Origin of the sequence: Nonomuraea sp. NPDC049725 (assembly GCF_040674795.1) — a bacterium.
GTDB lineage: Bacteria > Actinomycetota > Actinomycetes > Streptosporangiales > Streptosporangiaceae > Nonomuraea > Nonomuraea ceibae.
Genome location: NZ_JBFANJ010000005.1, coordinates 517,907 through 543,074, shown reverse-complemented (window position 1 = coordinate 543,074; position 25,168 = coordinate 517,907). Strand labels below are relative to the sequence as shown.

Below are 25,168 nucleotides of genomic sequence, written 5' to 3'. Positions count from 1 at the left end.
CGCCCGCCGCGTCCCGGCGCTCACTTCCACGCAACGAACACCGCTCCTGTCTGGTAGGTCGGCAGGTCGCCCGCGAAGGGCAGGTGGCCGTCCTGCTCTGCGGACACGAGCGTGAGAGAGGGCACACCCGCGACCAGCTGGGTGATCGCCTCGGCGATCACCACCCGCGCCAGTTGCTGCCCGACGCAGCCGTGCGTCCCGTATCCGAATCCGAGGTGCCCGAACGCGTCGCGGCCGACGTCGAACTCGTCGGGGTTCGCGAAGCGTCTCTCGTCGCGGTTGGCCGCCGCGGGCGATACCCACACCGACTCACCCTTACGGATGCGTATGCCTTCAAGGACGACGTCCTCGGTCGCCGTCCTGGGGAAGACGGACACGAACATCCCGCCGTACCTGACGAACTCCTCCACCGCGGTCGAGATCAGGGCCGGCTCGGATCTCAGCCTCTCAAGCTGCGCGGGGCGGGAGAGCAGCAGGGCGGCGCCGGTCGCGATGATGTGCGCGACCGCGTCGCGGCCCGCGGCCATCAGCAGGGTCAGGATTCCCTCGATTTCGTGTCGTGAGAGTTCGGATCGCAGCAGATCGCTGACGACGTCCTCTCCGAGGTCGTCCTTCTTGACGTCGAGCAGTGTCCGGACGAAGCCGAACATCAGGTCCAGCGGCGCCTCCTCGACGTAGGCCGCCGTGAACCCCTCGATGTGGTCATCGGGGATCCCGAGCACGCGGCAGTGGGCGAACACGGACACGGGCTCCGCGTAGTGCTTGTACAGGTCCGCGGGTGAGCCGTGGGTGAGAAATCGCTCAAGCTGCTTCCCCGTGAACGCCGCGATGGCCGCTCTATGGCTCTGGGCGGACTTGACGGAGAAACGGCCGATCACCGCCCGCCGCAGTTTCACGTGCTGCGGCGAGTCGAGCGAGAGCAGGTTTCCGGACGCGATCGAGCGCAGCGCGTCCTCGTCCGCGTCGCCGAAGGAGCGGGTCGGCCCGAGGGGGAACCGCTGCGGTTGCTGGCTGAACCTCGCGTCCCCGAGCACGGCGCGGGCGAGGGCGTGCCGGGTCACGAACCAGCCGACGTTTCCGTCGGACGCCTTCATCCGCGTCGCCGGAGCCTGTGCCCGCCATTCGGCGAAGCGGGACGACGGCCGCTGCGGCGTCCCGTCGAACGGCATGGTGACGGCGGTGTGGAACGGGCAGGCCGCCGCCGTGGTGTCGGGTGTGGTGGAAAGCGAGTCCGTCACGATCGCTACCTTCCTGTCAGTGAACACGTTGTCTTGATCGGTCGAGACCTTCGGCCGGACGGCCGACCCGCTCCCGGGCGATGCGGAAGTCGCGCGGCATGTTCCACCCGACGATTCCGGTGACGACTCCGTCTCGCTGGACGGCGGCGACGAATCGTCCCGACGAGGTGTCGCCCGCGATCGTGTCCAGCGAGACACCGTCGCAGCGCCCGAAGACCTGGATCTTGGTGCCGAACAGCTCCGACCAGAAGAACGGGACCGGTTGCGCGGTGGGTACGGCGCCCGTGGCGATGGTCCGGGCGACGATCTGCGCCTGCTCGGCGGCGTTGAGCTGGTGCCCGACCCGGGTGGGGATCCCCGTTGCGGGGTCGGTCCAGGCCGCCACGTCGCCCGCGGCGAAGACGCCGGGAGCGGCACGGCCCGCGGAGTCGCAGACGACCCCGTTGGACACGTCGAGCCCGCTCGATGACAGCCAGCCGGTGTTGGGGACGCATCCGATGGCCGCGACCACGAGATCCGTCTCGATGACGTCGCCGCCGGACAACCTCGCGGCCGACACCCGGTCTGCGCCGCGGAGCGCGACGACCTCCTCACCGAGTCGCAGATCGACGCCGTGCTCGCGGTGCAGTCGTGCGATGAGCGGCGACAACAAGGCGCCCGCCTGCGCGAGGCGCAGCTCCGGTGACCGTCCGACGAGGGTCACCGCGAGACCGAGCTTGCGCAGGCCGGCGGCGATCTCCGACCCCAGGACGCCCGCGCCTGCCACGACGGCGTGCCGGGCCGTGGCGAGGTCCGCTCGCAGGGCCGTGGCGTCGGCGCGGGTACGAAGACAGTGGACGCCCCCGAGGCCGTCGCCGTAGGGCGGCCGGCGGGCGGATGCCCCGGTGGCCACCACGAGGGTGCCGTAGCGCATGTCGTCACCCGAGGCCGTGGTCACGACCCGCTCGGAAGGGTCGAGTGACACCGCTGCCGTTCCCCGTACGAGCCTGATGCCGAGTCTGTCCAGCTCAGCCGGGGTGCACAACGCGGACTCGTCGATCGGCCACTCGCCGGACAGGATCTGCTTGGACAGCGGGGGCCTGCCGTACGGCAGTGCGTCCTCATCGCCGATCATGGTGATTCCGCCCGGGAAGCCCTCGTCACGCAGCGTTCCGGCCGTGGACAGCCCCGCCACCGACGCGCCGACGATGAGCACCTCTGATCGCGCACCAGATGGCATTCCCTGTTACTCCGCGATCCTGATGGCGCGAGCCGGGCACAACGTCGCCGCGCGTCTCACGGTCGCCTCGTCGGAGGGACCGATCGTCGGCTTCAGCATGATCACGATGCCGTCGTCGTCCTGGTCGAACAGCTCTCCGGCGACCAGGGCGCACTGGCCCGCGCCCACGCAGGCAGGCTTGTTGACGGTGACATCCATATCGAACCTCTCTGGAACGGGTGCCCGGGGGTTTCCGGGCCGCCGGCGACTCGGTGCCACCACGATCGCCGAGACACGCCGCAGCGGCCACGCCGTTATTGACCGATTCCGGTACTTTCATGGCATTTGCTGGCTTCTCTCGGCCGCAGCGCCAATGCTCACCTCCTGTGAGCGCGCCGTGCTCGATCGCCTGAAAGCGATCAACCGCCGGTGAGCGAACACACGTCTGATCGGCGGGCCTCATCGGCATCGCCCGTCTCAGAGCCGTGACGTGAGAACAGAGGACCCCCCATGACTGTCTATCCCGCAACAGGAAGCGGAACCGAGACCGCCGCCGCCCCGGCGCCCCTGAGACGCATCGCGCCGCTCCTCACCGCGATGTTCCTCGTAAACGTCTTCGGTTACGCCGCCAACAACGCCGCCCTCACCGTGCTCCTGCCCACGCAGGTGAGGTCCGCCGCCGGCGATGATGCCGTCGCCACCCTGGCCCTCGTCACCAGCGTGAGCGCGATCGCCTCGTTCGGCATACCGCCGCTGGTGGGACTGATGTCGGACCGTACGCGAACCCGCTGGGGCCGCCGATCGCCGTGGATCCTCGCCGGCGGCGTCACGACCGCGGCCGCGCTCGTACTCACCGGAGCGGTCTCCACCGTGACCGGCCTGGTGATCGGCTCCTTCCTGATCCAGGCCACGATCAACATCGGCCTCAACATCATCCTGGCCACGATCCCGGAGGGCGTTCCGCCGAGGCGGCACGGACTCGCCAGCACCGTGCAGGGCGTCGGCATCCCCGTGGGCGGCGTCATCGGCGTTCAACTGGGTGCGGCGCTGGCCGGCTCGCCCATGGTCGCTTACGCGCTCCTCGGCGGCCTCTTTCTGATCGCGTCCGTCATCTCCGCGATACTCGTCCGCGACCGCTCCAGCACGGCGCTGGACGATCCGCGGCTTGAGCGGACGCCCATCGGGCGGCAGTTCATGGCGATGTTCAGCAGTCTGCGTGATCGCGACTATCGCTGGGTGTTCGTCTCCCGCGCCGTCATCTACATGGGCTATTACATCGTCTTCGGCTTCGGCCTGTACATCCTTCAGGACTACGTCGAGCTGCCGGCGGCGCTCACGCCCACCGCCGCGGTGGCGACGGCGCAGACGACCAGCATCGTGTTCCTCACCATCGGCACCCTGATCGCCGGACCGCTCGTGGATCGGCTGGGCCGGCACCGGGGCTTCGTGCTGATCTCGTCCCTGCTCCTCACGTCCTCGATCGTCCTGCCCCTGTTCTCGCCGAGCTGGACCATGTTCCTCGTCCAGGCCGGGCTGAGCGGATTCGCCCTTGGCGCGTTCCTCGGCGTGGACCTCTCCCTCGCGACCCTCGTGCTGCCCAAGACCGGCGACGCCGGTCGTGACCTGGGTGTCTTCCACATCGCTCTCACCGCGCCCCAGGTCATCGCGCCGTTCGCCGCCGCGCTGGCGGTGGAGAGGCTCGGCGGCTATCCCGCGCTCTTCGTCGTGGGCGGCGTGTTCGCGTTCCTCGGATCACTCACGGTGCTCCGGGTCAGACCCCAGCGCGTGGACAAATGATCGCCCCGGCCCCTGACGTACCAGGAGGATGGAACTTCATGTCAACGGACAGCGTCTCGTTCACGGCCGCGGTCGCCGCGATCTCCCGCCTCAGCGGGCTGCCGGCCGACCGTATCGTGATCTCGCCGATGACGGTCCCTGAAGATCACTCGGCCTTCGCCGTCGACGCCTCCGGGGGCCGCCTGCGGATCCGCGCGAGCGACGTCGTGGCAGCGGTGTCGGCCTACGCCGCGTACGCCCGGCGGACGGGTCTCGGCAGCGTGTCGCGTTTCGGCGTCCGGCCCATCTCGGGTGAACTCATCGAAGGAGCGCCGATCGAGATGAGGTGCGGATACCCCATCCGCCTCGCGCACAACATCACGGTCGGCGGGTACACGACGCCGTACTTCGACTGGGACCAGTGGCAGCGGGAACTGGACCTGCTCGCGGCGAGCGGAGTCAACACCGTGCAGCTCACCCTCGGGCAGGAGGCGGTGTGGCTCAGCACCTTCCAGCGATTCGGCTACCGGCAGGACGAACTGCTCGCCTGGATCGCCCCGCCGTCCCACCAGCCATGGCAGTGGCTCAACAACATCGAGCACTTCGGCGATGGAACGAGTCTCGACCTCATCGAACGCCGTGCCGAGCTCGCCCGCCAGGTGCTGGGCCGCATGCGCGAGCTGGGAATGCGGGCGGTCCTGCCCGGTTTCAGCGGGACGGTGCCGCGCGGGTTCGCCGAGCGGAATCCCGGTGCCCGTACGATCCCGCAGGGCAAGTGGTTCCTCGACATGGCCGGCCCAGAACGCCCGGACTGGCTGGCCTGCGACACGCCGCACTACGACGCCGTCGCGGACGCGTTCTACGCCGAGCAGCGCCGCCTCTTCGACGCGGGCGGCATGTGGGCCGTCGACCTGCTCCACGAGGGCGGCAAGTCCGGCGGCGTGCCGCTGGCCGAGGCCGCCCGCGGCGTCGAGGCGGGAATGCGGCGGGCCGACCCCGCCTACACCTGGGTCCTGCAGGCGTGGGTCGGGAACCCGCGCCGCGAACTGCTCGACGCCGTTGACCGCGAGCATCTCCTCGTGATCGACCTGACCGGCGAATCCTGGGAGCGGCTCGACGCGTTCGACGACACCCCGTGGGTGTACGGGATCCTGCCCAACTACGGCGGCCGGACGTCGCTGTACGGCGACCTGGCGGCGATCGCGGAAACCCCCGCGAAGCTCGGCAGGGCGGGTACGCGGCGGTTGACGGGGCTCGCGAACATGGCGGAAGGCGTCGGGAACAATCCGGTCGTCTGGGACCTCTTCCACGATGTGGCGTGGCAGCGCGACCGGATCGAGCTGGACGGCTGGCTGGCGTCGTGGACGGCGGCCCGGTACGGCACCGCGCACCCGGAGCTGCGCGAAGCCTGGCGGATCCTGCTGGCCACCGCGTACGCGTCGTGGCGGGGCGCCGGCCCGGCTCCCGCGCCCGCGGAGTGGAGCACGGCGTTGTCCGGCACGGCCGTCGACGCCGCCGCCCACGCGGCTCCCACCGGGTCGTGGTTTCCGATGAGCGACAACGAGGTCGCCGGAGCGATCGACGGCATCGAGTTCGAGTTCTACGCGGGCACCGACTCGGTGATCGCGGCCGTCCCGAGCCTGCGCGCCAACCAGGCGAGCACGGTGGGTCCGCGAGCACTCGGGTATCCGGCCGGAGCGCTGGTGCCCGCGTTGCGTCTGATGTTGTCCGGCGCTCCCGTCGAGCTGACGCCCGGATTCCGGTTCGATCTCGTCGACCTCGCTCGTCAGGTGGTCGATGACGAGGCGCGACGCGTCCTTCCGGCCCTCGCCGAGGCCGCCGACGCGAAGGACCTGGACCAGTACGACCGCCTGGTGGCGCTCTTCCTCGACGGCGTCGACGTCCAGGACGCGGTCCTCTCAACCGACGAGAACTTCCTGCTCGGGCGCTGGGTCGCCGACGCGAGACGGTGGGGAGGCTCGCCGGACGAATCCGTGCGGCTGGCGACCGAGGCCAAACGGCTCCTCACGAGCTGGGGTTACGAGGATTCGTTCGTGCTGACCGAATACGCCACCCGGAGCTGGGCGGGTCTGGTGGGCGGCTACTTCCGCTCGCGCTGGGAGCGGTGGTTCGCCGAGGTGCGCAAGGCGCTGACCGCGGAACCGACCACGCCGGTGGACTGGTACCGCTTCGCGGCGGACTGGGTGGAGCCGGACGTCGAGTTCGCGGCGGTTGCGTCCGGCGACCCCGTCTCCGCGGCGACCGCCGTGCTCGGCTTCGCCGAACGCGTCGAGGCCGCGTTGCGGCAGACTCGGTTCACGCGGCCGGAAACCGGGTGAAGTGACCGACACTCTTGTCGGACGATCGAGTCGAACACTGCCATGATTCACCCATGCCCAGGGTCGTGTCCGAGAGCGGGTCGTCGGTCGTCGAGCGCATCGCCGGCGAGCTTCGCGAGCGCATCAAGCGTGGTCAGCTCGTCGGCGGCCAGCGCCTGATCGAGGACGACTGGACACAGGAACTGGGCGTGAGCCGTGGCCCTCTGCGAGAGGCGCTGGGGCGGCTGGCCAGCGAGGGGCTGTCGTCGTCGAGCCGAAGCGCGGCGCCGTCGTCCGGCGGCTGCACACAAAGGACATCATCGATCTTATGACGCGCGAGCCGCTATCGAGGGCCACGCGGCGGCGCTCGCGGCCCGCCGCATCGGCCAGGGCGAGCAGGAGGCCGTGCTGCGGGAGGTGCTGCGGGAGAACGCCACGTTCCTCCAGGGCGGCGAGCCGGCCGGCTACATGGACGTGAACGAGCGCTTCCACCACCTGGTGCTCGACCTCGCCGACAACGAGGTCCTGAGCCGTCTGGGCGGCCAGTTGCACGTCATGGCCTACCACCTGCAGACGACCCGGGTCATCCGGGCCGCCGCTCCCGACCACGAGCTCTCGGTGGCCGGCTCCGCCCGGTTCCATCGCGACATCGGCAACGCGATCCTCCTCGGCGAGGAGGACCACGCGGACCGGCTCATGCGCGCCCACCTGCTCAAGACGCGCGATGGCATCCTCGCCATCGGCCACGCGAGGACCACCGGGCCGCTCGGCGCCTGACGTATTGTCCTACAAGACAGTAGGGCAATAGGTTGCGCGAATGCCCACAAGGCGGGTGTGTAGCCTGCCGAAAATCCCGTCCGGGGAGGCTGCTGGGTGCGGCATGATGATCGTTCACGCTTCTTCGTCTGGCCTGTCTGACCGTCACGAACGCATTCGCCGCGCTACGGCTACTGCCGATGAGTGATCGTGACAAGGACGTCGAGATTCTCGCGCTGCGTCATCAGATCATGGTCTTGGAACGGCAGCTCGGCGCGGGTGTGCGGGTCAGGTTCACCCCCGAAGACCGCTTCTTCCTGGAGACTCTCCTGACCTCGCTTCCCCGCGCAGTCTTGCGCCGGCTCCGGCTTGTCGTCCGCCCGGACACCATCCTGCGCTGGCACCGCGAGATCGTGAAACGGCAGCATGCCCGGACCTGCCGGGCACGGCTCCTGATTCGCGACCGAGACGGCACGTTCCCCGCTCTCATGGATGAGATTCTCGCCGAACCGGTATCCAGACTGTGCTCACCGGCACTCGGATGCCGCGGATGAACTCCATCATGGAGCGGTGGGTGCGGAGCTGCCGCCGCGAACTCCTGGACCGCTGCCTGCTCTGGAACGAACGCCATCTACGCCACGCTCTCGGCGAGTATGAACGTCTCTGCAACGAGCATCGCGCTCATCAAGCTCTCGACCAAGCCGCCCCACTCCGCGCCGCACCCGACCCCGATCACCAAACCGGCGCGCATCCTCGATCTGAACATCCGCCGACACATCGACTCGGCGGAATCCTTTACGAATACTCCCAGGCCGCTTGACCTGCACGGAAGCATTTTTCGGCAGGCGCACTGCGATGCGGTCCGATCCGTGCTTGAGGCAGTGTCGGGCGTCGCAAGCAATGGCGAGCTCGGCGGCGCTTTGTTCTCGTGTTCCTCTGTGAAGCCTGTGTTGGGATTGGCCGCTTGAACGATCTACCGATGTGCCCCGAGCAACCAATCATGATCAACAAGGTGCCACGGGGCTCCAGGAAACCGAGAAAGCCCAGGTCGAACGCGGTATTGGTGAGTAGGGCGGGTGGGACTTGAACCCACGACCCACGGATTATGAGTCCGATGCTCTGACCGGCTGAGCTACCGCCCCTGGATTCATTTGTACGGCCTCAAGGCTAGAGCATGACGCCGTGGCTTCCGGCGGTGCGCGCGGCTGCCTCGGACATCATTCCACGACCGGCAGGCGGAATGGAGCCCAAGTCGGATCACAGTGGATAAAACCCTCGGGCGTGGGAGGGCCGGGGAGCGCGGGGCTCCCCGGCCCGAGGGAAGCAGGGTTACGGGCGGTTCAGGCCGAGGGTGTAGGAGCCGGAGCCGCTGTAGGCGTGGACGCGGTAGCGGTAGTAGCCGGCGCTGCCGTTGTAGCTGATGGACTCGTCGGCGTTCGGGCTGTCGCTCCTGGCCACGGTGCTCCAGGCGGAGCCGCTCCAGCGCTGGAGGTACAGGTCGAAGTCGGCGCTGTCAGGGGCGTCCAGGCAGGCCGCGTGGGTGCCCGAGGTGGTGGTGCGGTAGTAGGAGCCGTCGGGCTGGTAGGCGTTCTGGCTGGAGGTGAGGGAGCCGGTGTAGGTGTCCTCGTAGCCGTCGCAGCCGGTGGGCGGGTCGGGGTCGTTGCCGCCGCTCGTGACCAGCGTCAGGTTGCCGACCGAGATGATCTCCCCGATGGGCTGGAAGTACGTGGTGCCGCCGCTGGTGCAGTTGCCGGAGCCGCCGGAGGTCATGCCCTGGGCCTGGTCGCCGGAGATGAACGAGCCGCCGGAGTCGCCGCCTTCGGCGCAGACGGTGGTGCGGGTGAGGCCGGAGACGGTGCCCTCGGGGTAGTTCACGGTGGAGTTGAGCGCGGTGACGGTGCCGCAGTGCCACTGGGTGGTGGAGCCGGAGCGGCACACGGAGCCGCCGGGCTGGGTGACGGCCGCGCCGCGCACGGGCAGGATGCCGGCCGAGTAGCCGTTGACGACGCCGGGGCCGGTCCAGTCGGCGTTCGTCTGGACCCAGGCGTAGTCGTTGCCCGGGAACGAGGAGATCTGGAACGTGCCCTGCGCCACCCGGTTGTGGCCCTGGGTGGCGTCGCCGGTGGAGCCGCAGTGGCCGGCGGTGGTGTAGCCCATCTGGGTGCCGCGCCGGGCCGCGAAGCCGACCGAGCAGCGGTAGGGGCCGGTGTAGTAGGCGTCGCCGCCGCGGATGTCGTAGAAGAGCTTGGCCCGTTCGGCGGACTGCTCCAGCTTGACGGCCTTGGCGTCCACGCCGGCGGTGGCCATCCAGGCGCGGGCGGCGTCGTGGTCGGCGGCCCAGACGACGACGGAGTTGTCGGTGACGGAGACCGACCAGGCGTGCACGGTCGCGGGCGGCGCGGCCTTGTCCAGGCGCTCCTTGACGGCGGTGAGGTCGGCCAGGGTTCTGGGCACGACTCGGGCCCGCGCGCCGGCGCGGGTGATCGCCGCGGTGTCGGCCGCGTCGACGGTGGCCACGACGAGGGCGCTCTCGGCGCCTTCGTACCAGATCCCGGCGAAGCGGTCGCCGAGCTTCTTGCGCAGGCCGGGGGCGGCCCTGTTGCCGCGCGCCTCGTTGGCCAGGCGGTTGATCGCCTGTTCCTGGGTGATGCCGAGGTCGCGCTGGATGGCGTCGACGACGCCAGAGGGTGGCTTCTCGGCGACGGCCGGGGTCGCCGTCACGAGTAACGCGCCGATCGCGATCGCGATGATGGCAGGAGTGCGGAGCATGATGTCTCCTTGCTGCTGGGGTGCCGTTAAAGTAACCAGCCGCCCACTGAGCGAGGAGTACTACTTCGCCCCTATCGCGATGTTATGGTGCGGTGCCGAAACCCGGATTTCGTACCAGCCAGTCGTGATAGACGATGCTGCGTCGTACGGCCTCCTGGTGGGCCTGTTTGGCCTGCACCATCACCCAGGGCGCGTCGGCGGCGCCGGGATGCCGGCCGAGGAGCTGCCGCCAGCGCAGCGGCGCGTTCTTCAGCGGCACCACGACCAGACCGGGCGCGGCCTGATGAGTGGCTTGACAGAGCACCACCGCCCGCCCTACCTGGGCCAGGTGCGCGCAGGTGGCGAGGTCCGTCTCGTACATCGTGCGCGGCGTGAACCCCGCCCGCGCGCACGCCGTCGCGAAGCAGTCGGTGAAGCAGCCGTCACCGGGCGTCGCGGCCCACTGCTCCTCGGCCAGGTCGCCGAGCTCCACCTCCTTCTCCCTGGCCAGCGGGTGGGTGTCGGCCATGAGCACGAAGACGGGGTCGAGGCTGATCGTCTCCCACACCAGCGTGCCGGTGGGGGCGCCGCCCTCGCCGCACGCGCCGGTGAGCACGTAGTCGAGGCGGCCGAGCTCGACCATCGTGGTGAGCTCGTGGGTCGACCAGCTCGTGTACGTGGTCACGCTCCGTTCGGCGGCGAGCCGGTCGACCAGCCCGCCGAGCACGGGGCCGTTCGTCGCGCCGATCCGGTAGCCGGGGGAGGGGGCGTGCGCGAACCGTACGGCCTCCTCCTGGAGTTCCTTGGCGGCGGGCAGGAGCACCCGGGCGCGGGCGAGCACCAGCTCGCCGAGCCGGGTGGGGCGGGCGCCGTGACGGTCGCGCTCGAACAGCGCGCCGCCGAGCATGCGCTCGATACGTTTCAGCTGGGCGGTCAGAGCAGGCTGCGCTAACCCGAGCAGGGAGGCGGCCTTGCTGACACTTCCCGCGTCCGCTACCGCGCGGACGATTCTGAGGTGCCGGAGCTCGAGGTCCATACCCGGAAGGTAAGGCGGTCCAATCTCCGGGACAATGCCTATATGTCAGGAATTGTGACATATATTGTTGCGCGCTTCCGGGGTAGGGGGAGCGCATGACGACGATGGGAATCGACCCGGCAGCCCTCAGCGACGACGATCTGCTGCGCGAGCTGCGGCAACTGCACGCGACCCGGACCGAGACACTCATGCACGGCTCTGACGACGCCCTTGACCGGCACACCTCACGCACCAACGAGATGGAGGCCGAGTACCTCCGCCGCTTCCCCGAGCGCGACGTCGACCCGAACCGGCTGCGCGAGGGGGCGAGGTTGCGGTGATGGCTGACGATCATGACGTCCAGGTCCTCTCGGACGTGGACATCCACGTGTACGAGGCGATCGCCGCCGAAGCCGTCGAGCACGGCTGGGCCGGCTTCGGCTCGCTCGTCCGGGCGACCGGGCTGGAGGAGGACGAGGTGCGCGACAGCCTGCGCACGCTGATCGACCAAGGGCACGTGCTGCCCAAGGGCGACGACGGCTACGGGCTGGGGCCGCACACGTTCGAGGTCGAGTACTAGAGCGCCCGCGCCCGCCTGCTGACGCAGCGGGGGCGCGCAGGGCCGCCGCCTCGGGCCGTCCGGCGGCCGGCGGGGCGCTGACCCGTGCCCAGAGCCGCGCCCTCCTCCGGTGCGAGCCCGGCCGCGGGCGCGCCAGAGCCCCCACCTCCTTCACCGGGCGGGCGCGCCAGGGCCTCCACCTCCTTCACCGGGTGGGCGCCATCCCCTGCCCAAGCCCTCCGAGCGGATTGCGGCCCCCAGTGTGGCGTCGGGGAGGACTTGGGTGCGGTCGGGCGCACCCCCGGGGGTGGCCGCCCGTGGTGGCGTCGGGGTCCTCGCCCAGGTTGGCCGAGACGAACGCCAGCCCGGTGATCCACGCGGGCAGACCGCGTCCGGCCAGGAAGGAGTCCAGGCTGGAGCTGATCCGGCGGCGGGCCGCGAAGCCGATCCCGAGCACGGGGGCGAAGTACAGGGCGATGAGGACGTGGTCGAGGAGGTTCACGTCGAGACGCACGACCGGCCCGCTACCCCGAAAAATCATGACTTCACGCGTACTGTCGAAGGGTGGATGTCGCAGACCTGACTCCCGGGCGGGCACGCGAGCGGTTCCGCGCGGGCGAGCGGGCCCCGACGGCGGGCTGGTGCCGGGGCTGGACGCAGGCGAACCTGATCGCGGTGCCGAAGGAGCTGGCCTACGAGCTGCTGCTGTTCGCGCACCGCAACGCGCGGGCGTGCCCGGTGCTGGACGTGGGCGAGCCGGGCTCGGTGCGGACCCGGCTGTTCGGCGGCGACCTGCGCACCGACCTGCCCGCCTACCGGGTCTACCGCGACGGGCGGCCGGTCGCCGACGTGGACCAGGTGGTCGAGGACTGGCGGCCGGACCTGGTGCCGTTCCTCATCGGCTGCAGCTTCACCTTCGAACGCGCCCTGCTGGCCGAGGGCGTCCCGGTGCGGCACCTGGAGCAGGGGACGAACGTGCCGATGTACCGCACGAACCGGCCGTGCGAGCCGTCGGGGTCGCTGTCGGGGCCGCTGGTGGTCTCGATGCGGCCGGTGCCGGAGGCGCTGGTGGCGACGGCCGTGGAGGTGAGCGGACGCTACCCGATGGTGCACGGGGCGCCGGTGCACGTGGGCGACCCGGCCGAGCTCGGCATCGCCGACCTGGGCTGGCCCGACTTCGGCGACCCGGCCGAGGTGCGGCCGGGCGAGGTGCCGCTGTTCTGGGCGTGCGGGGTGACGCCGCAGGCGGCGATCATGGCGAGCGGCGTCGAGTTCGCCATCGGCCACCTGCCCGGCCACATGGCGATCATGGACGTGCGTGACGACGACTACCGGGTGGGCCCGTAAGGGTCCAGGAGCCCCGCCGCCGTGAGCTGGGCGTCCAGCGCGGGCGCGCCCGGCCGGTTGTCGATCTCGACGTGCGGCACGACCGGTGGCTCGCCGGCCCTGATGCGCGCCAGGTAGGCGTCGAACGCGGCGAGCTTGCCCGCGTCGCGCGCCAGCCCGCGCGCCGCCAGCCGGGCGCGCAGCGTCGGGCCGTCGGAGCGCACCCACAGCAGCCGCACCGGCTCGCCGCCCAGCTCGGCCACCCAGCGCGCCCACCGCCCGGCGTCGTGCACCTGCCCGGTGAACGGCCCGTCGAGCAGCACCGGGCAGCCGTGCGCCCGGATGTGCGCGGCGGTCCTGGTCAGGCCGTCGTACTCGTGGTGCTTGACGTGCTCGTCGTACCAGGGGCCCTCGCGTTCGCCGTGCGGCCTGCCGTGGGCGCGCAGGAGCTCCGCGACGATCCCGCCGTACACCGTGTCCTTGTCCAGGACGGCCGGGACGGGGGACAGGCGCGCGAGCAGCGCCGCCGCCACCGTGGACTTGCCCGCTCCCGGCGGCCCGCTGACCACCCACACCGTCGCCCGCACGCGATCAGCGTACGCGGATCCGCGTACGCCGGAGCCGCGGCTGGGCGGACGACCGGGACGGGGGCGCGCGGCCAGACTTCGGAACCATGCTGACGGTCTTGACCAGGGCGTTCCGGATGCCGGAACTGCGCGGGAAGCTGCTGTTCACGCTGGGGCTGCTGGCCCTGTTCCGGCTGGGGCAGGTGCTGCCGACGCCGGGCGTGGACGTGCTGGCGGTGCGGGAGTGCGCGGGCGCGGCGCGCGGCGGGCTGTTCGACATGGTGCAGCTCCTCAGCGGGGGCGCGATGCTGCGGCTGTCGGTGTTCGCGCTCGGCGTGATGCCGTACATCACCGCGAGCATCGTCATGCAGCTGCTCACCGTCGTGGTGCCCCGGCTGGAGGCGCTGCGCAAGGAGGGACAGTCCGGGCAGGCGCGGATCACCCAGTACACCCGCTACCTGACCGTCGCGCTGGCCGTGCTCAACGCCACCACCGTCGTCGCCCTCGCGCGCTCCGGCCAGCTCCTGCCGGGCTGCGCCAGGCCGCTGCTGCGCGACGACGGGCTGCTCGCCGTGGCCGTGCTCGTCGTCACGATGGTCGCCGGGACGTGCGTGGTCATGTGGATCGGCGAGCTGATCACCGCCCGGGGGATCGGCAACGGCATGTCGCTGCTGATGTTCACGCAGGTCGTCGCCGTGTTCCCCGGCTACATGTCCACGGTGCTCCTGGTGAGCCCCGTCGCGTTCACGGTGATCCTGGTGTCGGGGGCGTTCGTGGTGGCGGCCGTGGTGTTCGTCGAGCAGGCGCAGCGGCGGGTGCCGGTGCAGTACGCCAGGCGGCTGGTGGGCCGGCGGCTGTACGGCGGGACCAGCACCTACATCCCGCTCAAGGTCAACCAGGCCGGGATCGTGCCGGTGATCTTCGCCTCGGCGCTGCTCTACCTGCCCGCCCTCGCCGCGCCGATGCTCGGCCCGGAGGCCGGCGCGTGGGTCTCACGCCACCTCGCCACGGGCGACAGCCCGCTCTACATGAGCGTGTACGTGCTGCTCGTCGTGGGATTCGCCTACTTCTACGTGTCCATCACGTTCAATCCCGTCGAGGTGGCCGACAACATCAGGAAGTACGGGGGATTCGTCCCGGGGGTGCGGCCGGGCCGGGCCACCGCCGAGTACCTGGCCCACGTGCTGACCCGGCTGACCGCGCCCGGGGCCGCCTACCTGGCGGTGCTGGCCCTGGTGCCGCTGGTGGCGTTCGCGATCCTGCGCGACCCCTCCACCCAGCAGAACTTCCCGTTCGGCGGCACCAGCGTGCTCATCATGGTCAGCGTCGGCCTCGAAACCGTCAAACAGGTCGAGGCCCAGGTGCAGCAGCGCGCCTACGAGGGGTTCCTCAGGTAGGCGGCGTCAGCCCGGCCCGCATCGCGAACACCACGAGCTGCGCCCGGTCGCGGGCGCGCAGCTTGACCATGGCCCGGCTGACGTGTGTGCGGACCGTGTCGGGGCTGATCACCAGCTCGCCGGCGATCTCCTCGTTGGACATGCCGGTCGCCACCCAGGCCACCAGCTCCCGCTCCCTCGGCGTCAGCGTCGCCAGGCCCTCCACCGGGGCCGCGCCGGGCCGGCCGAACAGGCCGATGACCTTCCTGGTGATCGCCGGGGACAGCAGCGCCTCGCCCGCCGCCACCACGCGCACCGCGTTGACCAGCTCCTCCGGTGCGCCGTCCTTCAGCACGAACCCGCTCGCGCCCGCCTGAAGCGCCTGGAACACGTACGCGTCCTCGGCGAACGTCGTCACCACCACGACCCTGGTCGCGGCCAGCCCGGCGTCGGCGGCGATCGCGCGCAGCGTGTCGAGGCCGTCCATGCCGGGCATCCGGATGTCGAGCAGCAGCACGTCGGGGCGCTCGCGCCGCAGCAGCGCCAGCGCCGCCGCGCCGTCGGGCGCCTCGCCGGCGAACTCCAGGTCGGGCTCGCGCTGCACCAGCGCGCGCAGCCCCATCCGCACCACGGCCTGGTCGTCGGCCACCGCGACCCGGATCACGCCGCCGGCACCTGTTCGCGGGGGAAGCGGGCCACGACGCGGAAGCCGCCGCCCTCGCGCGGGCCCGCGGTGAACCGGCCGCCCGCGTCGGCCACCCGGGCGCGCATCCCGGCGAGCCCCCGGCCCTCGGCCGCGCCGGTCCAGCCCACGCCCCGGTCGGCCACCTCCAGCACGTACGCGCACGGGTCGGCGGCCACCCGCACCAGCGCCCTGGTCGGGCCGGCGTGCCGCAGCACGTTGGTCAGCGACTCGCGCACCACCCCGTAGACGGCGCCCTGCAGGTGGGCCGGGACGCCGGGATCGGCGAGCTCCACGTCGACCGGCAGCCCGGCGGCGCGCACCCCGGCGATCAGCCCCGTCAGGTCGTCGGCCCGCGCGCCGGGAGCCGGGCCGCCGTCGATGCGGTCGAGGGCGGCCCTGAGCCGGGCGAGCGTGCGCGTGCTGGTCTCGCGGATCGCCTCCAGCGACCGGCGGGCCTGCTCGGGGTCGTCGTCGAGCGACACCAGCGCGACCCCGGCCTGCATGGCGATCGCCGCCAGCCCGTGGCCGGCCGCGTCGTGCACCTCCCCGGCCAGCTCCGCGCGCAGCCGTGCCGCCGGCGCGACCTCCAGCGGGGGCGCGGCGTCGCGTACGCGCTGATCGGCGGGCGGCGGGGAGGCCGCGTGCCGTACGTCGTGGAAGGCGGGCGGCGGGGGAGGGGTGGCGGCGGCAGCGGCGGCGGCGCGCGCCTGCGCGAGGCCGGTGAACGACCACGGGACCGCCAGCCAGCCGGCCCAGGCCAGCATGACGACGACCGGGACGTCGCCGAGCCGGCCCAGCCGCGCCAGCCGGGACAGCGCCGCGCGCGCCCGGCGCGCACGGCCGTGCTCGTGTCTCCGCGTCACCATCCCCCACCCGGCCAGGCTCGTGTCGCCACGATCCTAGCCAGTCGCGGCGGCCAGGGCGCGGCGCGTCCGGTGCCGGGAGACGGCCTGCACGGGGGCGGGCCGCGCCGGCCCGCGGCCGGTCAGCTCAGGCCGTCGGTCAGCCAGCGCAGCGGGTTGTCGTGCGTGATGCCGCGCAGTGTGCCGTCGTCCACCCCGGCCTCGCGCAGCGCGGGCAGCAGCGTGCCGAACAGCGTGCGGTAACCGGGGCCGTCGTAGCGGCGCAGCTGCGCCACCCGGTTCACGCCGGTGCTGAGCAGCAGGCGGCCGGCGTGGCCCTCCTCGATGAGGCCGAGCGCGATCCTGGCCGCCTGCTCGGCGCCCAGGCCGAGCGCGCCGAGGCTCACGTACGCGCCGGTCTCGGCGATCTTGCGGGCCACGGCCGGGTCGGCGCCCGCGTAGCCGACGGCCACGCGCGAGCCCGGCAGGCCGCGGGTGAGCAGGATCTCCAGCATGCCCAGGCCGTCCTGGCCGTAGGTGGCCACCGACAGGCGGGAGGCCAGCGACGCGCGGGCGGCGGCGGCCAGGCTGCGCTCCTCGGCGGCCGTCGGGCGGGCGCCCCAGCAGCCGACCTCGCCGATCACGCCGGGGAAGACGCCGGTGCCGTCGAGGCCGTCGGAGATGTCGGTCATGAGCAGGGCGGTGAGCTCGTCCACGTCCCGCTCGCCCGGCTGTGCGAACGGCTCGGCGAACAGGCCGGTGGCGGCGATCACGGGCACCCGGCTGCCCGCCGCGACGCGGGCGAGCCCGGCGGCGTCGCGGCCCATGCCCAGGCAGGTCAGGTCCACGACCAGGCCGAGGTCGTCGGACTGGCGCAGCTCGCGGAGCTCGGCGGTGACGGACTGCTCCTCGTCGAGCCAGCGCTGCGGGTCGGAGTCGATGCCCACCGCCCAGCGCATGTCGGTGCGCAGGTGCTCGTGGGGGAGAATGGCACCCGTGACGGCGGCCGCGCGGATGGGGCCGGTGACGGTGCGTAGCATGACCTCGGGCATACCAGACGATATCCGACGATTGTCGGGAGTTGCCTGATCAAGCGGGAAATTTTACTGTATATCGCGTTTAGGTGGCGTCTGCTGCGTTCTCCGGGTTCGGGCACACCCGGCCGGACGCCGGGCCCTATCCTGGGAACGACACCGACCAGTCCGGGGGGACCGTGCCGACGCAGAATTCCGAAACGGGTGACGCCGACATCGTCAAGGGCGAGGCGGCGCGCCGGTCGAGCATGCCCGCGCACCGGTCCGGCATCCGGGGCTGGCGTGACCGGGTCCGCTCGACCCCCGCCGGAGCGCTCACCCTCAAGATCGTGGTCGGCGTCATCGGCGTGCTCATGGTCGGCGGGGGCCTGGTCATGGTGCCCTTCCCCGGGCCGGGCTGGCTCGTGGTGTTCGCCGGGCTCGCCGTGCTGGCCACCGAGTTCCACTGGGCGCACAAGGTGCTGGAGTTCGGCAAGCGCACGCTGCACGCCTGGACCGAGTGGTACAAGCGGCAGGGCTGGACCGTCAAGATCCTCGTCGCGCTCGTCACCATGATCGCCGCCACCGCGATCGTCTACCTGGGCCTGCGCACCATCGGCGTCGACGTCGTCCAGCTCGCCCGGCAATACGTCCTGCGCTAGACCGCTTCGCTATCGGTCCGCCGGATCGCGCCGCCCGGTGTCTATTCTTCGGGCGTGATCGCCCACATCGCTCTCGCGCTGTCGCTGGTCGTGACCGCCCCGGCCGTCCAGGCGGACCTCTCCCTGCCGGGCACGGGCATGACCTATCAGGAGCGCTCCGGCGATCCGGTGCGCCTGACCGCCTACGGGCTCGGCACCAAGGGCGCCTACCTGCGCACCGGCGACCGGTTCGCCCGGCAGCGGGCCCTGTCGGAGGCGGCGTTCTCGCCCGACGGCCGCACCGTCGCCGGCGTGCCGCGCGCCTACCGGGCCGGGCACGACAGCCTGCTCCTCACCGACCGGGCCACGGGCAAGACCAGGCGGATCCGCACCGTCAAGAAGCCCCTCACCGCGTCGTACGTCTCCTGGAGCCGTGACAGCCGGCGCGTGGCGCTCACCGTCGAGAAGAAGAGCGGCGGGCGGTGGCGCCCGGCCGGGTTCACCGTCGTCGACGTGGCGGCGGGCAGCGCCCGCACCGTCACGGTCGCCGGGCTGGGCGCGGCGGCCGGGTTCTGGTGGACGCCCGGCGGCAACCTGGTCACCCGGCACGGCACGGGCCTGCGCGTGCACCGCGCGTCCGACGGGAAGGTGGTGCGGACCCTGCCCGGCGCCGGGCTGCCCACCGGGCCGGAGGACTCGTTCTCGCCGTCGGGCGACCGGATGGCGCTGTGGTGCCCGTCGCGGTTCGCCGGGCAGGTGTGCCTGGCCGACACCGCGACCGGGCGCATCGCCCGCCGCGTGCCCGTCGAGCCGGAGGCGGTGTTCGGCTGGTGGGACGAGAGCCACCTGATCGCCGTCATGGCGCACCGCGGCGCCTACAGGCTGGCCGTGGTCGGGCTCGACGGGAGGGTGAGCCGGGTGCTGGCCGCCGTCCCCACCAGGACGTGGGCCGCCGACCTGTGGCTGTCCTTCACCCGGGCGGCGCCCGCGCCTCAGAGATAGAGGCCGGTGCCGTGGTCGGTCTCCTGGGTGGCCACCGCGTGCAGGTCGCGCTCGCGCATCACCAGGTAGACCTGGGCGTGCAGCTCCACCTCGAACTGGTCCTCCGGGTTGAGCAGCACCTTGTCGCCGACCTTGACCGAGCGCACGTTCGAGCCGACGCCGCAGACCTCGCCCCACGCCAGCCGGTTGGCCAGCTTGACCGTCGCGGGGATGACGATGCCGGAGCCGCTGCGGCGCTCCTGGGACTCCTGCTCCAGCCGGACCATGACCCGGTCGTGCAGCATCTGAATCTCGAACTTGGGCTCTACCACGGGGCCAAGTTTACGTTCCGCGCCGGGCCGGGGACTCACGCGGCATCTCATCCTGAGGAACGCTCCTTACACGGCATGACCGATCATGGCAGGATGAAAGCCATGATCATGGCCTTCGGCGCGACCGGCTGGCAATGGACGAACCCGCCCCGCCAGTGGACGGCGGACGACGGCCTCAGCCTGTTCTGCGATGCGGGCACCGACCTGTGGCGGCGCACCCACTACGGCTACACCTTCGACACCGCGCACCAGTTCGGCCGCCAGGTCCGGGGCGACCTGCGGCTCACGGTGACCTTCAGCGGCGACTACGCCGACCAGTACGACCAGGCGGGCGCGCTGCTCCGCATCGACGAGAGCACCTGGATCAAGGCCGGCGTCGAGTACGTCGACGGCCACCACCACCTGAGCACCGTCGTCACCCGCGAGCGCTCCGACTGGTCCGTCCTGCCGCTCGACGCCCCGGCGGACCAGGTCACGATCGACCTGGAGCGCCAGGGCGACGCCGTGACCGTCCGCTACGGGCTCGGCGACGAGGCGCCGCAGCACCTGCTCCGCCTGGCCTACTTCCCGCCCGACGCCCCCGCGCTCGCCGGGGCCATGGCCGCCGCGCCCGCGGGCCAGGGCTTCGCCGTCCGCTTCAGCGACGTCCGCCTGGCCGGCTGCTGACCCTCACGGCAGCGTGACCACCGCGAACACCGGCCGGTGGTCGGTGCCCTTCAGCCCGTGCACGCCGAACTCGCGCACCCCCATGCGGGCGTCGGCCAGCACGTGGTCGATGGCCACGCCGGGCAGCCGGCTCTGCGGCCAGGTGGCCGTCAGCCCGTGCCCCGTCACGTCCGCCGCGTCCCGGTAGCCGGAGGCGAGCAGGTCACGCATCGGCAGATGGTCGAGCGTGGCGTTGAAGTCGCCCGCCAGCACCCGCAGCGGCCCGCCCGCGCGGGGCAGCGCCTCCAGCCCCGCCCGCCAGCACGGCTGCCGCCCGTAGCGGCGCGGCGCGCACGGGTGCACCGACACGATCTCCACCCGCGTCCCGCCCGGCGCCGTCAGCACCGCGCCCGCCTGCCGGAACCCGCCGAACTCCAGCAGCGGCCCCGCCGTCAGCGGATGCCGCGCGTACACGGCCGAGCCGCCCGCCCCACGCTTGGGGCTCGTCACCGCGTACGGCAGGGCCCGCCGCAGGCGCGGATCGACGCGCTTCAGGGCGTCCGGCGTCAGCTCCTGCAACGTCAGCACGTCCGGGCGCAGCCGCGTCACCAGCGCCTCCAGGTCCGCCGCGTCCGCCAGGCCGAACATCAGGTTGGCGGCCAGCACCCGCAGCGCCGGCCCGCCCGAGGCCGCCTCACTGTCGGCGAACGCGCGCGGCACGACCGCGCCGCCCAGCGCCACCGTGGCCGCCAGCGCCACCACCGCGGCGGCCCGCCGCCTCGCCAGCGCCGCCAGCACCAGCCCCGCCGCCGCCACCACCGCCGCGTACGGGGTGAACGCCACCAGCGGCACCCACGGCCAGTCCGGCTCGAACCCCGACACCCGCACCGCCGCCCACACCGCGAACGGCGCCACCATCACCCACACCAGAATGCGCACGCCCTGTATCGCCACCCGGGCCCCTGGGGGTTCACGTCCTGACATGAGATGGTGTGCACCATGCGCGACGCCGAGACCCGAGTCCTCAACGCCATCGACGAGGCCGAGACCGTCAACCTGCTGGCCGACCTCGTCCGGGTGCCCAGCGTGACCGGCACCGACGCCGAGTCCGAGCTGCAACATCACGTCGCCGGGCTGCTCACCGAGGCGGGCATGGACGTCGACGTCTGGAAGCTCGACCTCGACGACCTGCGCGCCCGCGACGGCTTCCCCGGCACCGAGGCGCCCCGCGTGGAGGCGTACGGCGTGGTCGGCGTCACCGGGGGCGGTGGCGTGCCCGCGCTCGCGCTGCAGGGGCACGTGGACGTGGTGCCGACCGGCGACCTGGCCAAGTGGGAGGGCAGCGACCCGTTCGCCGCCCGCGTCTCCGGCGACGTCCTGCACGGGCGCGGCGCGTGCGACATGAAGGCCGGGCTGGCCGCCAACCTGGCCGCCGTCCGGGCCATCCAGCGGGCCGGGATCGCCCTGGAACGACCCCTCGCCGTGCACTGCGTGGTCAGCGAGGAGGACGGCGGGCTCGGCGCGTTCGGCACCCTGGCCCGGGGGCACACCGCCGAGGCGGCCCTCATCACCGAGCCCACCAGCGGCGCCGTCATCAGCGCCTGCGCCGGGGCGCTGACGTTCCGGATCGAGGTCGCCGGGCGGGCCGCCCACGGCGCCACCCGCCTCGAAGGGGTCAACGCCGTCGAGGTGTTCTGGCCGGTGTTCCAGGCGATCCGGCGGCTGGAGGCCGACCGCAACCGCGACGTCCCGGCCCAGTTCGCCGGGAACGCGCTGCCGTACCCGATCGAGGTCGGCACCGTCCGCGCCGGCGACTGGGCGAGCAGCGTCCCCGACCTGCTCGTCGCCGAAGGGCGGCTCGGGGTGCGGCTGGACGAGGACCCGGCCGAGGCGCGGGCCGCGTTCGAGGAGGCGGTGCTGTCGGCGGCCCACCCGTTCCTGCGCGCCCACCCGCCCGCCGTCACCTGGCCCGGCGGCCAGTTCGCCAGCGGCAGGCTGCCGGCCGGCCACCCGCTGCTCGCCGAGGTCCGGCAGGCGGCGGCCGACGTCAGCGGCGTCACGCTGCCCGAATCCGCCGCCCCCTACGGCAGCGACCTGCGGCTCTACGCGGCGGCGGGCATCCCCACGCTCCACTACGGGCCCGGCGACGCCCGCTACGCGCACGCGCCGCGCGAGCAGGTCCCCCTCTCCGAACTGCTCGCCGTCACCCGCGCCGTCGCCCTCCTCGCGGTACGCCGCTGCCTGCCCGGCTGAACCCCCAGCGGTCAGGCGGGGGAGGAGACGCGGCGGCGGTGCTCCGGGACGATGAGCGGGGTGCCCGACTGCGGGTCGGCGATGATCTCGCAGCGCAGGTCGAACACCCGCTCCACCAGCTCCGTCGTGACCACCTCCCGGGGGTCGCCCTCCGCGACGACCTGGCCGTCCCGCATGACGATCAGGTGCGTCGCGTAGCGGCACGCCTGGTTGAGGTCGTGCAGCACGGCGACCAGGGTGCGCCCGGCCTCGTGCAGGTCGGCGCACAGGTCGAGCACCTCGATCTGGTGGGCGATGTCGAGGAACGTCGTCGGCTCGTCCAGCAGCAGGATCGGCGTCTCCTGGGCCAGCGCCATGGCGAGCCAGACGCGCTGCCGCTGCCCGCCGGACAGCTCGTCGACGATGCGGTCCGACAGCTCCGTCACGTCGGTGGCGCGCATCGCCTCGGTCACCGCCGCCTCGTCGGCCCTGGACCACTGCCGCATGAGCCGCTGGTGCGGGTAGCGCCCCCGGGAGACCAGGTCGGCGACGGTGATCCCGTCGGGCACGATCGAGCTCTGCGGCAGCAGGCCGAGCCGCCGGGCGACCTCCTTGGACGGCAGCGCGGTGATCACGCTGCCGTCGAGGTGCACCGCCCCGGTCCTCGGCTTGAGCATCCTGGCCAGGGCGCGCAGCAGGGTGGACTTGCCGCACGCGTTCGGGCCGATGATCACGGTGAAGGACCGGTCCGGGATCGCCACGTTCAGCTCGGTGGCGACCACCCGCTGGTCGTAGGCGAGGGTGAGGTCGCTGCCGTACAGGCGGGCGTCGGCCATCAGTAACGGTCCTTTCGCAGCAGGAAGGCGAGGTACGTGCCGCCGATGGCGGCGGTCACCACGCCGACGGGCAGCTGGGTGGGGGCGAGCAGGCGCTGGGCGGCCAGGTCGGAGACGGTCAGCAGGACGGCCCCCATGAGCGCGGAGGAGGCCAGGGTGACGCCGGCGGAGCGGGTGAGCCGGCGGGCGAGCTGCGGCGCGGCGAGCGCGACGAAGACGACGGGCCCGGCGGCGGCGACGGCGACGCCGCACAGCAGCACGCCGGTGACGACGGCGGCGGCGCGGACGCGTTCGACGCCGATGCCCACGGCGCGGGCGGCGTCGTCGCCCATCTCGATCATGCGCAGCGGCCTGGCGAGCGCCGCGCCGACGGGCAGCAGCACGGCGAGTGCGAGCGCCACGGGGACGGCGTGCTCCCAGCCGCGCCCGCTCAGGCTGCCGGTGAGCCAGGCTCCGGCGGTGGCGGCGTCGTTGATGTTCGCCCTGGTCAGCAGGTACGAGTTCACGGCCAGGAGAAGGGCGTTGGCGCCGATGCCGACGAGGACGAGCCGGTAGCCCTGGACGCCGCGCCGGAACGCCATGCCGTACACGAGCAGCGCGGTGATCACGCAGCCGGCCAGCGCGCCGCCGGAGACGGCGAGGGCCGAACCGCCGGCGACGACGGCCATGATGCCGCCGGTCGAGGCGCCGGCGGTGAAGCCGATGAAGTCCGGGCTGCCGAGAGGGTTCCTGGTGAGGCTCTGGAAGATCGCGCCGCACACCCCGAACGCGGCCCCGACCAGCAGCCCGGTGACGACGCGCGGGGCGCGCAGCTCGGCGACGATCAGCTCGGCGACGGGAGTGCCCTCGCCGACCAGGGCGGCGAGCACGTCCGGCACGGGCACGGTGAACTCGCCGGTCGAGATCGCCACCACGCTCACCGCGACCGCGGCCAGGAGCAGCAGCGCGCCGGTGAACAGCGCCCTCGGCGCGAGCCGGACGGACCAGGGGCCGACGCGTACGGTCATAGGGCGGCCAGCCTCCTGCGCCGGGCCAGCAGGATGAAGACCGGCGCCCCGATGACCGCGCACATGATGCCGACCTGCACCTCGCCGGGCCTGGCGATCAGCCGTCCGGCCACGTCGGCGCCGACCAGCAGCACGGGCGCGACGAGCGCGGAGTAGGGCAGCACCCAGCGCTGGTCGGGGCCGACCACGGCGCGGACGGCGTGGGGCACGGCCAGGCCGACGAACCACAGCGGCCCGGCGGCGGCGGTGGCCGAGCCGCACAGGAGGGTCACGGCGACCGCGGTGAGCGCGCGGGTCCGGGTGACGGCGACGCCCAGCGACCTGCCGGCGTCGTCGCCCAGCGACAGCATGTTGAGCGGGCGGCCCAGCAGCAGCCCGAGCACCAGCCCGGCGACCAGGAACGGGGCGAGCCGCGCCGCGGTCTCGGCGCCCTGCCCGGCCAGCGATCCGGTCAGCCAGAAGCGCATCCGGTCGAACGTCTGCGTGTCCAGGCGCAGGATGGCCGAGCACGCGGCGGTGAACACCATGCCGGCGGCGATCCCGGCCAGCGCCAGCCGGACCGGGCCGCCTCCGGAACGGCCGGCCGAGCCGAGCGCGTACACCACGACGGAGGCCGCCGCCGCGCCCGCGAACGCGAACCACACGTACACGGCGGGGTCGGAGAGCCCGAACACGCCGAGCGCGAGCGTGACGCCGAGCGCCGCGCCCTGGTTGACGCCGAGCAGCCCGGGGTCGGCCAGCGGGTTGCGCGTCAGGCTCTGCATGAGCGCCCCGGCCAGCCCGAGCGCGGCGCCGACGCCGATCCCGAGCAGCGTGCGCGGCACCCGTACGTCGCGGATGACGGTGTGGTCGGCGGAGCCGTCGAAGGCCAGGAACGCGTCGAACACGGCCGTCCACGGCATGGACCGCGCGCCGAGCGCGACGCCGGCCAGCGCCACCAGCACGAGCGCGCCGGCCGCGACGAGGAGCCCGGTGGCGAGCGCGGTTCGGCGGCCTCCCGTGCGCGGCGGGGCGGGCGCTGCGGCGGCGCCGGGCGGCGAGGTCTGCTCAGCGGGCCGCACCCGCCCCCCTTTCGTCA

29 protein-coding genes, 1 tRNA gene and 1 pseudogene are annotated in these 25,168 nt (G+C 72.5%); 15 read left to right on the top strand and 16 right to left on the bottom strand.

All coding sequences use genetic code 11. From position 1 onward, the window contains the following. Window positions 1-20 precede the first annotated feature (20 nt). From AB0J53_RS16835 to AB0J53_RS16825, 3 genes are read right to left on the bottom strand one after another with little or no spacing between them, the layout of a single operon-like run. Window positions 21-1,265: a cytochrome P450 gene (locus AB0J53_RS16835; RefSeq protein ID WP_364172830.1), complete on the bottom strand. Its 1,245-nt coding sequence runs from the start codon at window positions 1,263-1,265 to the stop codon at window positions 21-23. Then, window positions 1,255-2,433, bottom strand: coding sequence for an FAD-dependent oxidoreductase (locus tag AB0J53_RS16830; RefSeq protein WP_364172827.1), 1,179 nt, complete (start codon window positions 2,431-2,433; stop codon window positions 1,255-1,257). The genes AB0J53_RS16835 and AB0J53_RS16830 overlap by 11 nt, the downstream gene beginning before the upstream one ends. Before the next feature lie 30 nt (window positions 2,434-2,463). Continuing rightward, window positions 2,464-2,655, bottom strand: a complete 192-nt coding sequence (locus AB0J53_RS16825) for a ferredoxin (RefSeq protein WP_219501861.1) — start codon at window positions 2,653-2,655, stop codon at window positions 2,464-2,466. A gap of 291 nt (window positions 2,656-2,946) precedes the next feature. Between AB0J53_RS16825 and AB0J53_RS16820 the strand changes: the two genes are divergently transcribed. The 7 genes and pseudogenes from AB0J53_RS16820 to AB0J53_RS16790 all read left to right on the top strand — a co-directional run bounded on the left by AB0J53_RS16820 (window position 2,947) and on the right by AB0J53_RS16790 (window position 8,254). Further along, window positions 2,947-4,233: an MFS transporter gene (locus tag AB0J53_RS16820; RefSeq protein ID WP_364172824.1), complete on the top strand. Its 1,287-nt coding sequence runs from the start codon at window positions 2,947-2,949 to the stop codon at window positions 4,231-4,233. 38 nt (window positions 4,234-4,271) lie between these two features. After that, window positions 4,272-6,551 (top strand): alpha-N-acetylglucosaminidase, encoded by a 2,280-nt coding sequence (locus tag AB0J53_RS16815; RefSeq protein WP_364172821.1) that lies wholly within the window; start codon window positions 4,272-4,274, stop codon window positions 6,549-6,551. Between the two features lie 53 nt (window positions 6,552-6,604). Further along, entirely contained in the window at window positions 6,605-6,862 is a 258-nt protein-coding gene (locus AB0J53_RS16810; protein WP_364172818.1) for a GntR family transcriptional regulator, read from the top strand. Further along, window positions 6,747-7,307: an FCD domain-containing protein gene (locus AB0J53_RS16805; RefSeq protein WP_364172816.1), complete on the top strand. Its 561-nt coding sequence runs from the start codon at window positions 6,747-6,749 to the stop codon at window positions 7,305-7,307. The genes AB0J53_RS16810 and AB0J53_RS16805 overlap by 116 nt, the downstream gene beginning before the upstream one ends. A gap of 179 nt (window positions 7,308-7,486) precedes the next feature. After that, complete coding sequence (locus tag AB0J53_RS16800; RefSeq protein ID WP_364172813.1) at window positions 7,487-7,840, top strand: hypothetical protein; 354 nt, start codon at window positions 7,487-7,489, stop codon at window positions 7,838-7,840. Then, window positions 7,828-7,935 (top strand): annotated as a pseudogene (locus AB0J53_RS16795) (hypothetical protein); the annotation flags it as partial. The gene AB0J53_RS16800 and the pseudogene AB0J53_RS16795, both read left to right, overlap by 13 nt. A 4-nt stretch (window positions 7,936-7,939) precedes the next feature. Next, window positions 7,940-8,254 carry a hypothetical protein gene (locus AB0J53_RS16790; protein ID WP_364172935.1) on the top strand — a complete coding sequence of 105 codons (315 nt, stop codon included), beginning with the start codon at window positions 7,940-7,942 and terminating at the stop codon, window positions 8,252-8,254. A gap of 100 nt (window positions 8,255-8,354) precedes the next feature. Here AB0J53_RS16790 and AB0J53_RS16785 read toward each other — a convergent pair. The 3 genes from AB0J53_RS16785 to AB0J53_RS16775 form a co-directional block, all read right to left on the bottom strand. Continuing rightward, window positions 8,355-8,428, bottom strand: a tRNA-Ile gene (locus tag AB0J53_RS16785). A 187-nt stretch (window positions 8,429-8,615) separates the two neighbouring features. After that, entirely contained in the window at window positions 8,616-10,055 is a 1,440-nt protein-coding gene (locus AB0J53_RS16780; RefSeq protein WP_364172810.1) for a S1 family peptidase, read from the bottom strand. 82 nt (window positions 10,056-10,137) lie between these two features. Next, window positions 10,138-11,070 carry a LysR family transcriptional regulator gene (locus AB0J53_RS16775; protein WP_219501723.1) on the bottom strand — a complete coding sequence of 311 codons (933 nt, stop codon included), beginning with the start codon at window positions 11,068-11,070 and terminating at the stop codon, window positions 10,138-10,140. 95 nt (window positions 11,071-11,165) lie between these two features. On the opposite strand from AB0J53_RS16775, the gene AB0J53_RS16770 reads away from it, so the two are divergent. After that, a complete protein-coding gene (locus tag AB0J53_RS16770) occupies window positions 11,166-11,390 on the top strand; it encodes a DUF6158 family protein (protein ID WP_049559686.1) in 225 nt (74 codons plus the stop codon). After that, window positions 11,390-11,629: a hypothetical protein gene (locus AB0J53_RS16765; RefSeq protein ID WP_219501721.1), complete on the top strand. Its 240-nt coding sequence runs from the start codon at window positions 11,390-11,392 to the stop codon at window positions 11,627-11,629. Before AB0J53_RS16770 ends, AB0J53_RS16765 begins: the two co-directional genes overlap by 1 nt. Before the next feature lie 184 nt (window positions 11,630-11,813). Here the strand turns inward: AB0J53_RS16765 and AB0J53_RS16760 are convergent, their stop codons facing one another. Continuing rightward, on the bottom strand, window positions 11,814-12,122 hold the full coding sequence (locus AB0J53_RS16760; RefSeq protein WP_364172805.1) for a hypothetical protein: 309 nt from the start codon (window positions 12,120-12,122) through the stop codon (window positions 11,814-11,816). A 50-nt stretch (window positions 12,123-12,172) separates the two neighbouring features. On the opposite strand from AB0J53_RS16760, the gene AB0J53_RS16755 reads away from it, so the two are divergent. Beyond that, the gene (locus tag AB0J53_RS16755; RefSeq protein ID WP_219501715.1) at window positions 12,173-12,955 is read left to right on the top strand and encodes a putative hydro-lyase; all 783 of its coding nucleotides are present in this window, start codon (window positions 12,173-12,175) and stop codon (window positions 12,953-12,955) included. On the opposite strand, the gene AB0J53_RS16750 is transcribed toward AB0J53_RS16755, so the two are convergent. After that, window positions 12,937-13,521 carry an ATP-binding protein gene (locus AB0J53_RS16750; RefSeq protein WP_364172802.1) on the bottom strand — a complete coding sequence of 195 codons (585 nt, stop codon included), beginning with the start codon at window positions 13,519-13,521 and terminating at the stop codon, window positions 12,937-12,939. The two genes, AB0J53_RS16755 and AB0J53_RS16750, sit on opposite strands and share 19 nt — an antisense overlap. Before the next feature lie 86 nt (window positions 13,522-13,607). Here AB0J53_RS16750 and secY point away from each other — a divergent pair, with 86 nt between their 5' ends. Further along, a complete protein-coding gene (gene secY, locus AB0J53_RS16745; RefSeq protein ID WP_364172799.1) occupies window positions 13,608-14,897 on the top strand; it encodes a preprotein translocase subunit SecY in 1,290 nt (429 codons plus the stop codon). On the opposite strand, the gene AB0J53_RS16740 is transcribed toward secY, so the two are convergent. The 3 genes from AB0J53_RS16740 to AB0J53_RS16730 form a co-directional block, all read right to left on the bottom strand. After that, on the bottom strand, window positions 14,890-15,540 hold the full coding sequence (locus tag AB0J53_RS16740; protein WP_357586358.1) for a response regulator transcription factor: 651 nt from the start codon (window positions 15,538-15,540) through the stop codon (window positions 14,890-14,892). The genes secY and AB0J53_RS16740 overlap by 8 nt on opposite strands. Beyond that, complete coding sequence (locus tag AB0J53_RS16735) at window positions 15,537-16,427, bottom strand: histidine kinase (RefSeq protein ID WP_364172794.1); 891 nt, start codon at window positions 16,425-16,427, stop codon at window positions 15,537-15,539. Before AB0J53_RS16735 ends, AB0J53_RS16740 begins: the two co-directional genes overlap by 4 nt. A gap of 119 nt (window positions 16,428-16,546) precedes the next feature. Next, window positions 16,547-17,443: an aryldialkylphosphatase gene (locus AB0J53_RS16730; protein WP_364172791.1), complete on the bottom strand. Its 897-nt coding sequence runs from the start codon at window positions 17,441-17,443 to the stop codon at window positions 16,547-16,549. An 83-nt stretch (window positions 17,444-17,526) separates the two neighbouring features. Here AB0J53_RS16730 and AB0J53_RS16725 point away from each other — a divergent pair, with 83 nt between their 5' ends. Together AB0J53_RS16725 and AB0J53_RS16720 are read left to right on the top strand one after the other, a co-directional pair. After that, window positions 17,527-18,078: a TIGR02611 family protein gene (locus AB0J53_RS16725; protein WP_364172788.1), complete on the top strand. Its 552-nt coding sequence runs from the start codon at window positions 17,527-17,529 to the stop codon at window positions 18,076-18,078. A 54-nt stretch (window positions 18,079-18,132) separates the two neighbouring features. Beyond that, window positions 18,133-19,059: a hypothetical protein gene (locus AB0J53_RS16720; RefSeq protein WP_364172785.1), complete on the top strand. Its 927-nt coding sequence runs from the start codon at window positions 18,133-18,135 to the stop codon at window positions 19,057-19,059. Here the strand turns inward: AB0J53_RS16720 and AB0J53_RS16715 are convergent. After that, a complete protein-coding gene (locus AB0J53_RS16715; protein ID WP_308125643.1) occupies window positions 19,050-19,370 on the bottom strand; it encodes a co-chaperone GroES in 321 nt (106 codons plus the stop codon). The genes AB0J53_RS16720 and AB0J53_RS16715 overlap by 10 nt on opposite strands. A gap of 93 nt (window positions 19,371-19,463) precedes the next feature. Here AB0J53_RS16715 and AB0J53_RS16710 point away from each other — a divergent pair, with 93 nt between their 5' ends. Then, complete coding sequence (locus tag AB0J53_RS16710) at window positions 19,464-20,036, top strand: DUF1349 domain-containing protein (RefSeq protein ID WP_246644268.1); 573 nt, start codon at window positions 19,464-19,466, stop codon at window positions 20,034-20,036. 3 nt (window positions 20,037-20,039) lie between these two features. Here the strand turns inward: AB0J53_RS16710 and AB0J53_RS16705 are convergent, their stop codons facing one another. After that, complete coding sequence (locus AB0J53_RS16705) at window positions 20,040-20,954, bottom strand: endonuclease/exonuclease/phosphatase family protein (protein WP_364172781.1); 915 nt, start codon at window positions 20,952-20,954, stop codon at window positions 20,040-20,042. A 60-nt stretch (window positions 20,955-21,014) separates the two neighbouring features. On the opposite strand from AB0J53_RS16705, the gene AB0J53_RS16700 reads away from it, so the two are divergent. Further along, window positions 21,015-22,268: an ArgE/DapE family deacylase gene (locus AB0J53_RS16700; RefSeq protein WP_364172778.1), complete on the top strand. Its 1,254-nt coding sequence runs from the start codon at window positions 21,015-21,017 to the stop codon at window positions 22,266-22,268. 11 nt (window positions 22,269-22,279) lie between these two features. Here AB0J53_RS16700 and AB0J53_RS16695 read toward each other — a convergent pair whose 3' ends face one another. From AB0J53_RS16695 to AB0J53_RS16685, 3 genes are read right to left on the bottom strand one after another with little or no spacing between them, the layout of a single operon-like run. Beyond that, the gene (locus tag AB0J53_RS16695) at window positions 22,280-23,083 is read right to left on the bottom strand and encodes an ABC transporter ATP-binding protein (RefSeq protein ID WP_364172775.1); all 804 of its coding nucleotides are present in this window, start codon (window positions 23,081-23,083) and stop codon (window positions 22,280-22,282) included. Then, entirely contained in the window at window positions 23,083-24,090 is a 1,008-nt protein-coding gene (locus AB0J53_RS16690; RefSeq protein ID WP_364172772.1) for an iron chelate uptake ABC transporter family permease subunit, read from the bottom strand. Before AB0J53_RS16690 ends, AB0J53_RS16695 begins: the two co-directional genes overlap by 1 nt. Beyond that, window positions 24,087-25,151: an iron chelate uptake ABC transporter family permease subunit gene (locus AB0J53_RS16685; RefSeq protein WP_364172769.1), complete on the bottom strand. Its 1,065-nt coding sequence runs from the start codon at window positions 25,149-25,151 to the stop codon at window positions 24,087-24,089. Before AB0J53_RS16685 ends, AB0J53_RS16690 begins: the two co-directional genes overlap by 4 nt. Window positions 25,152-25,168 lie beyond the last annotated feature (17 nt).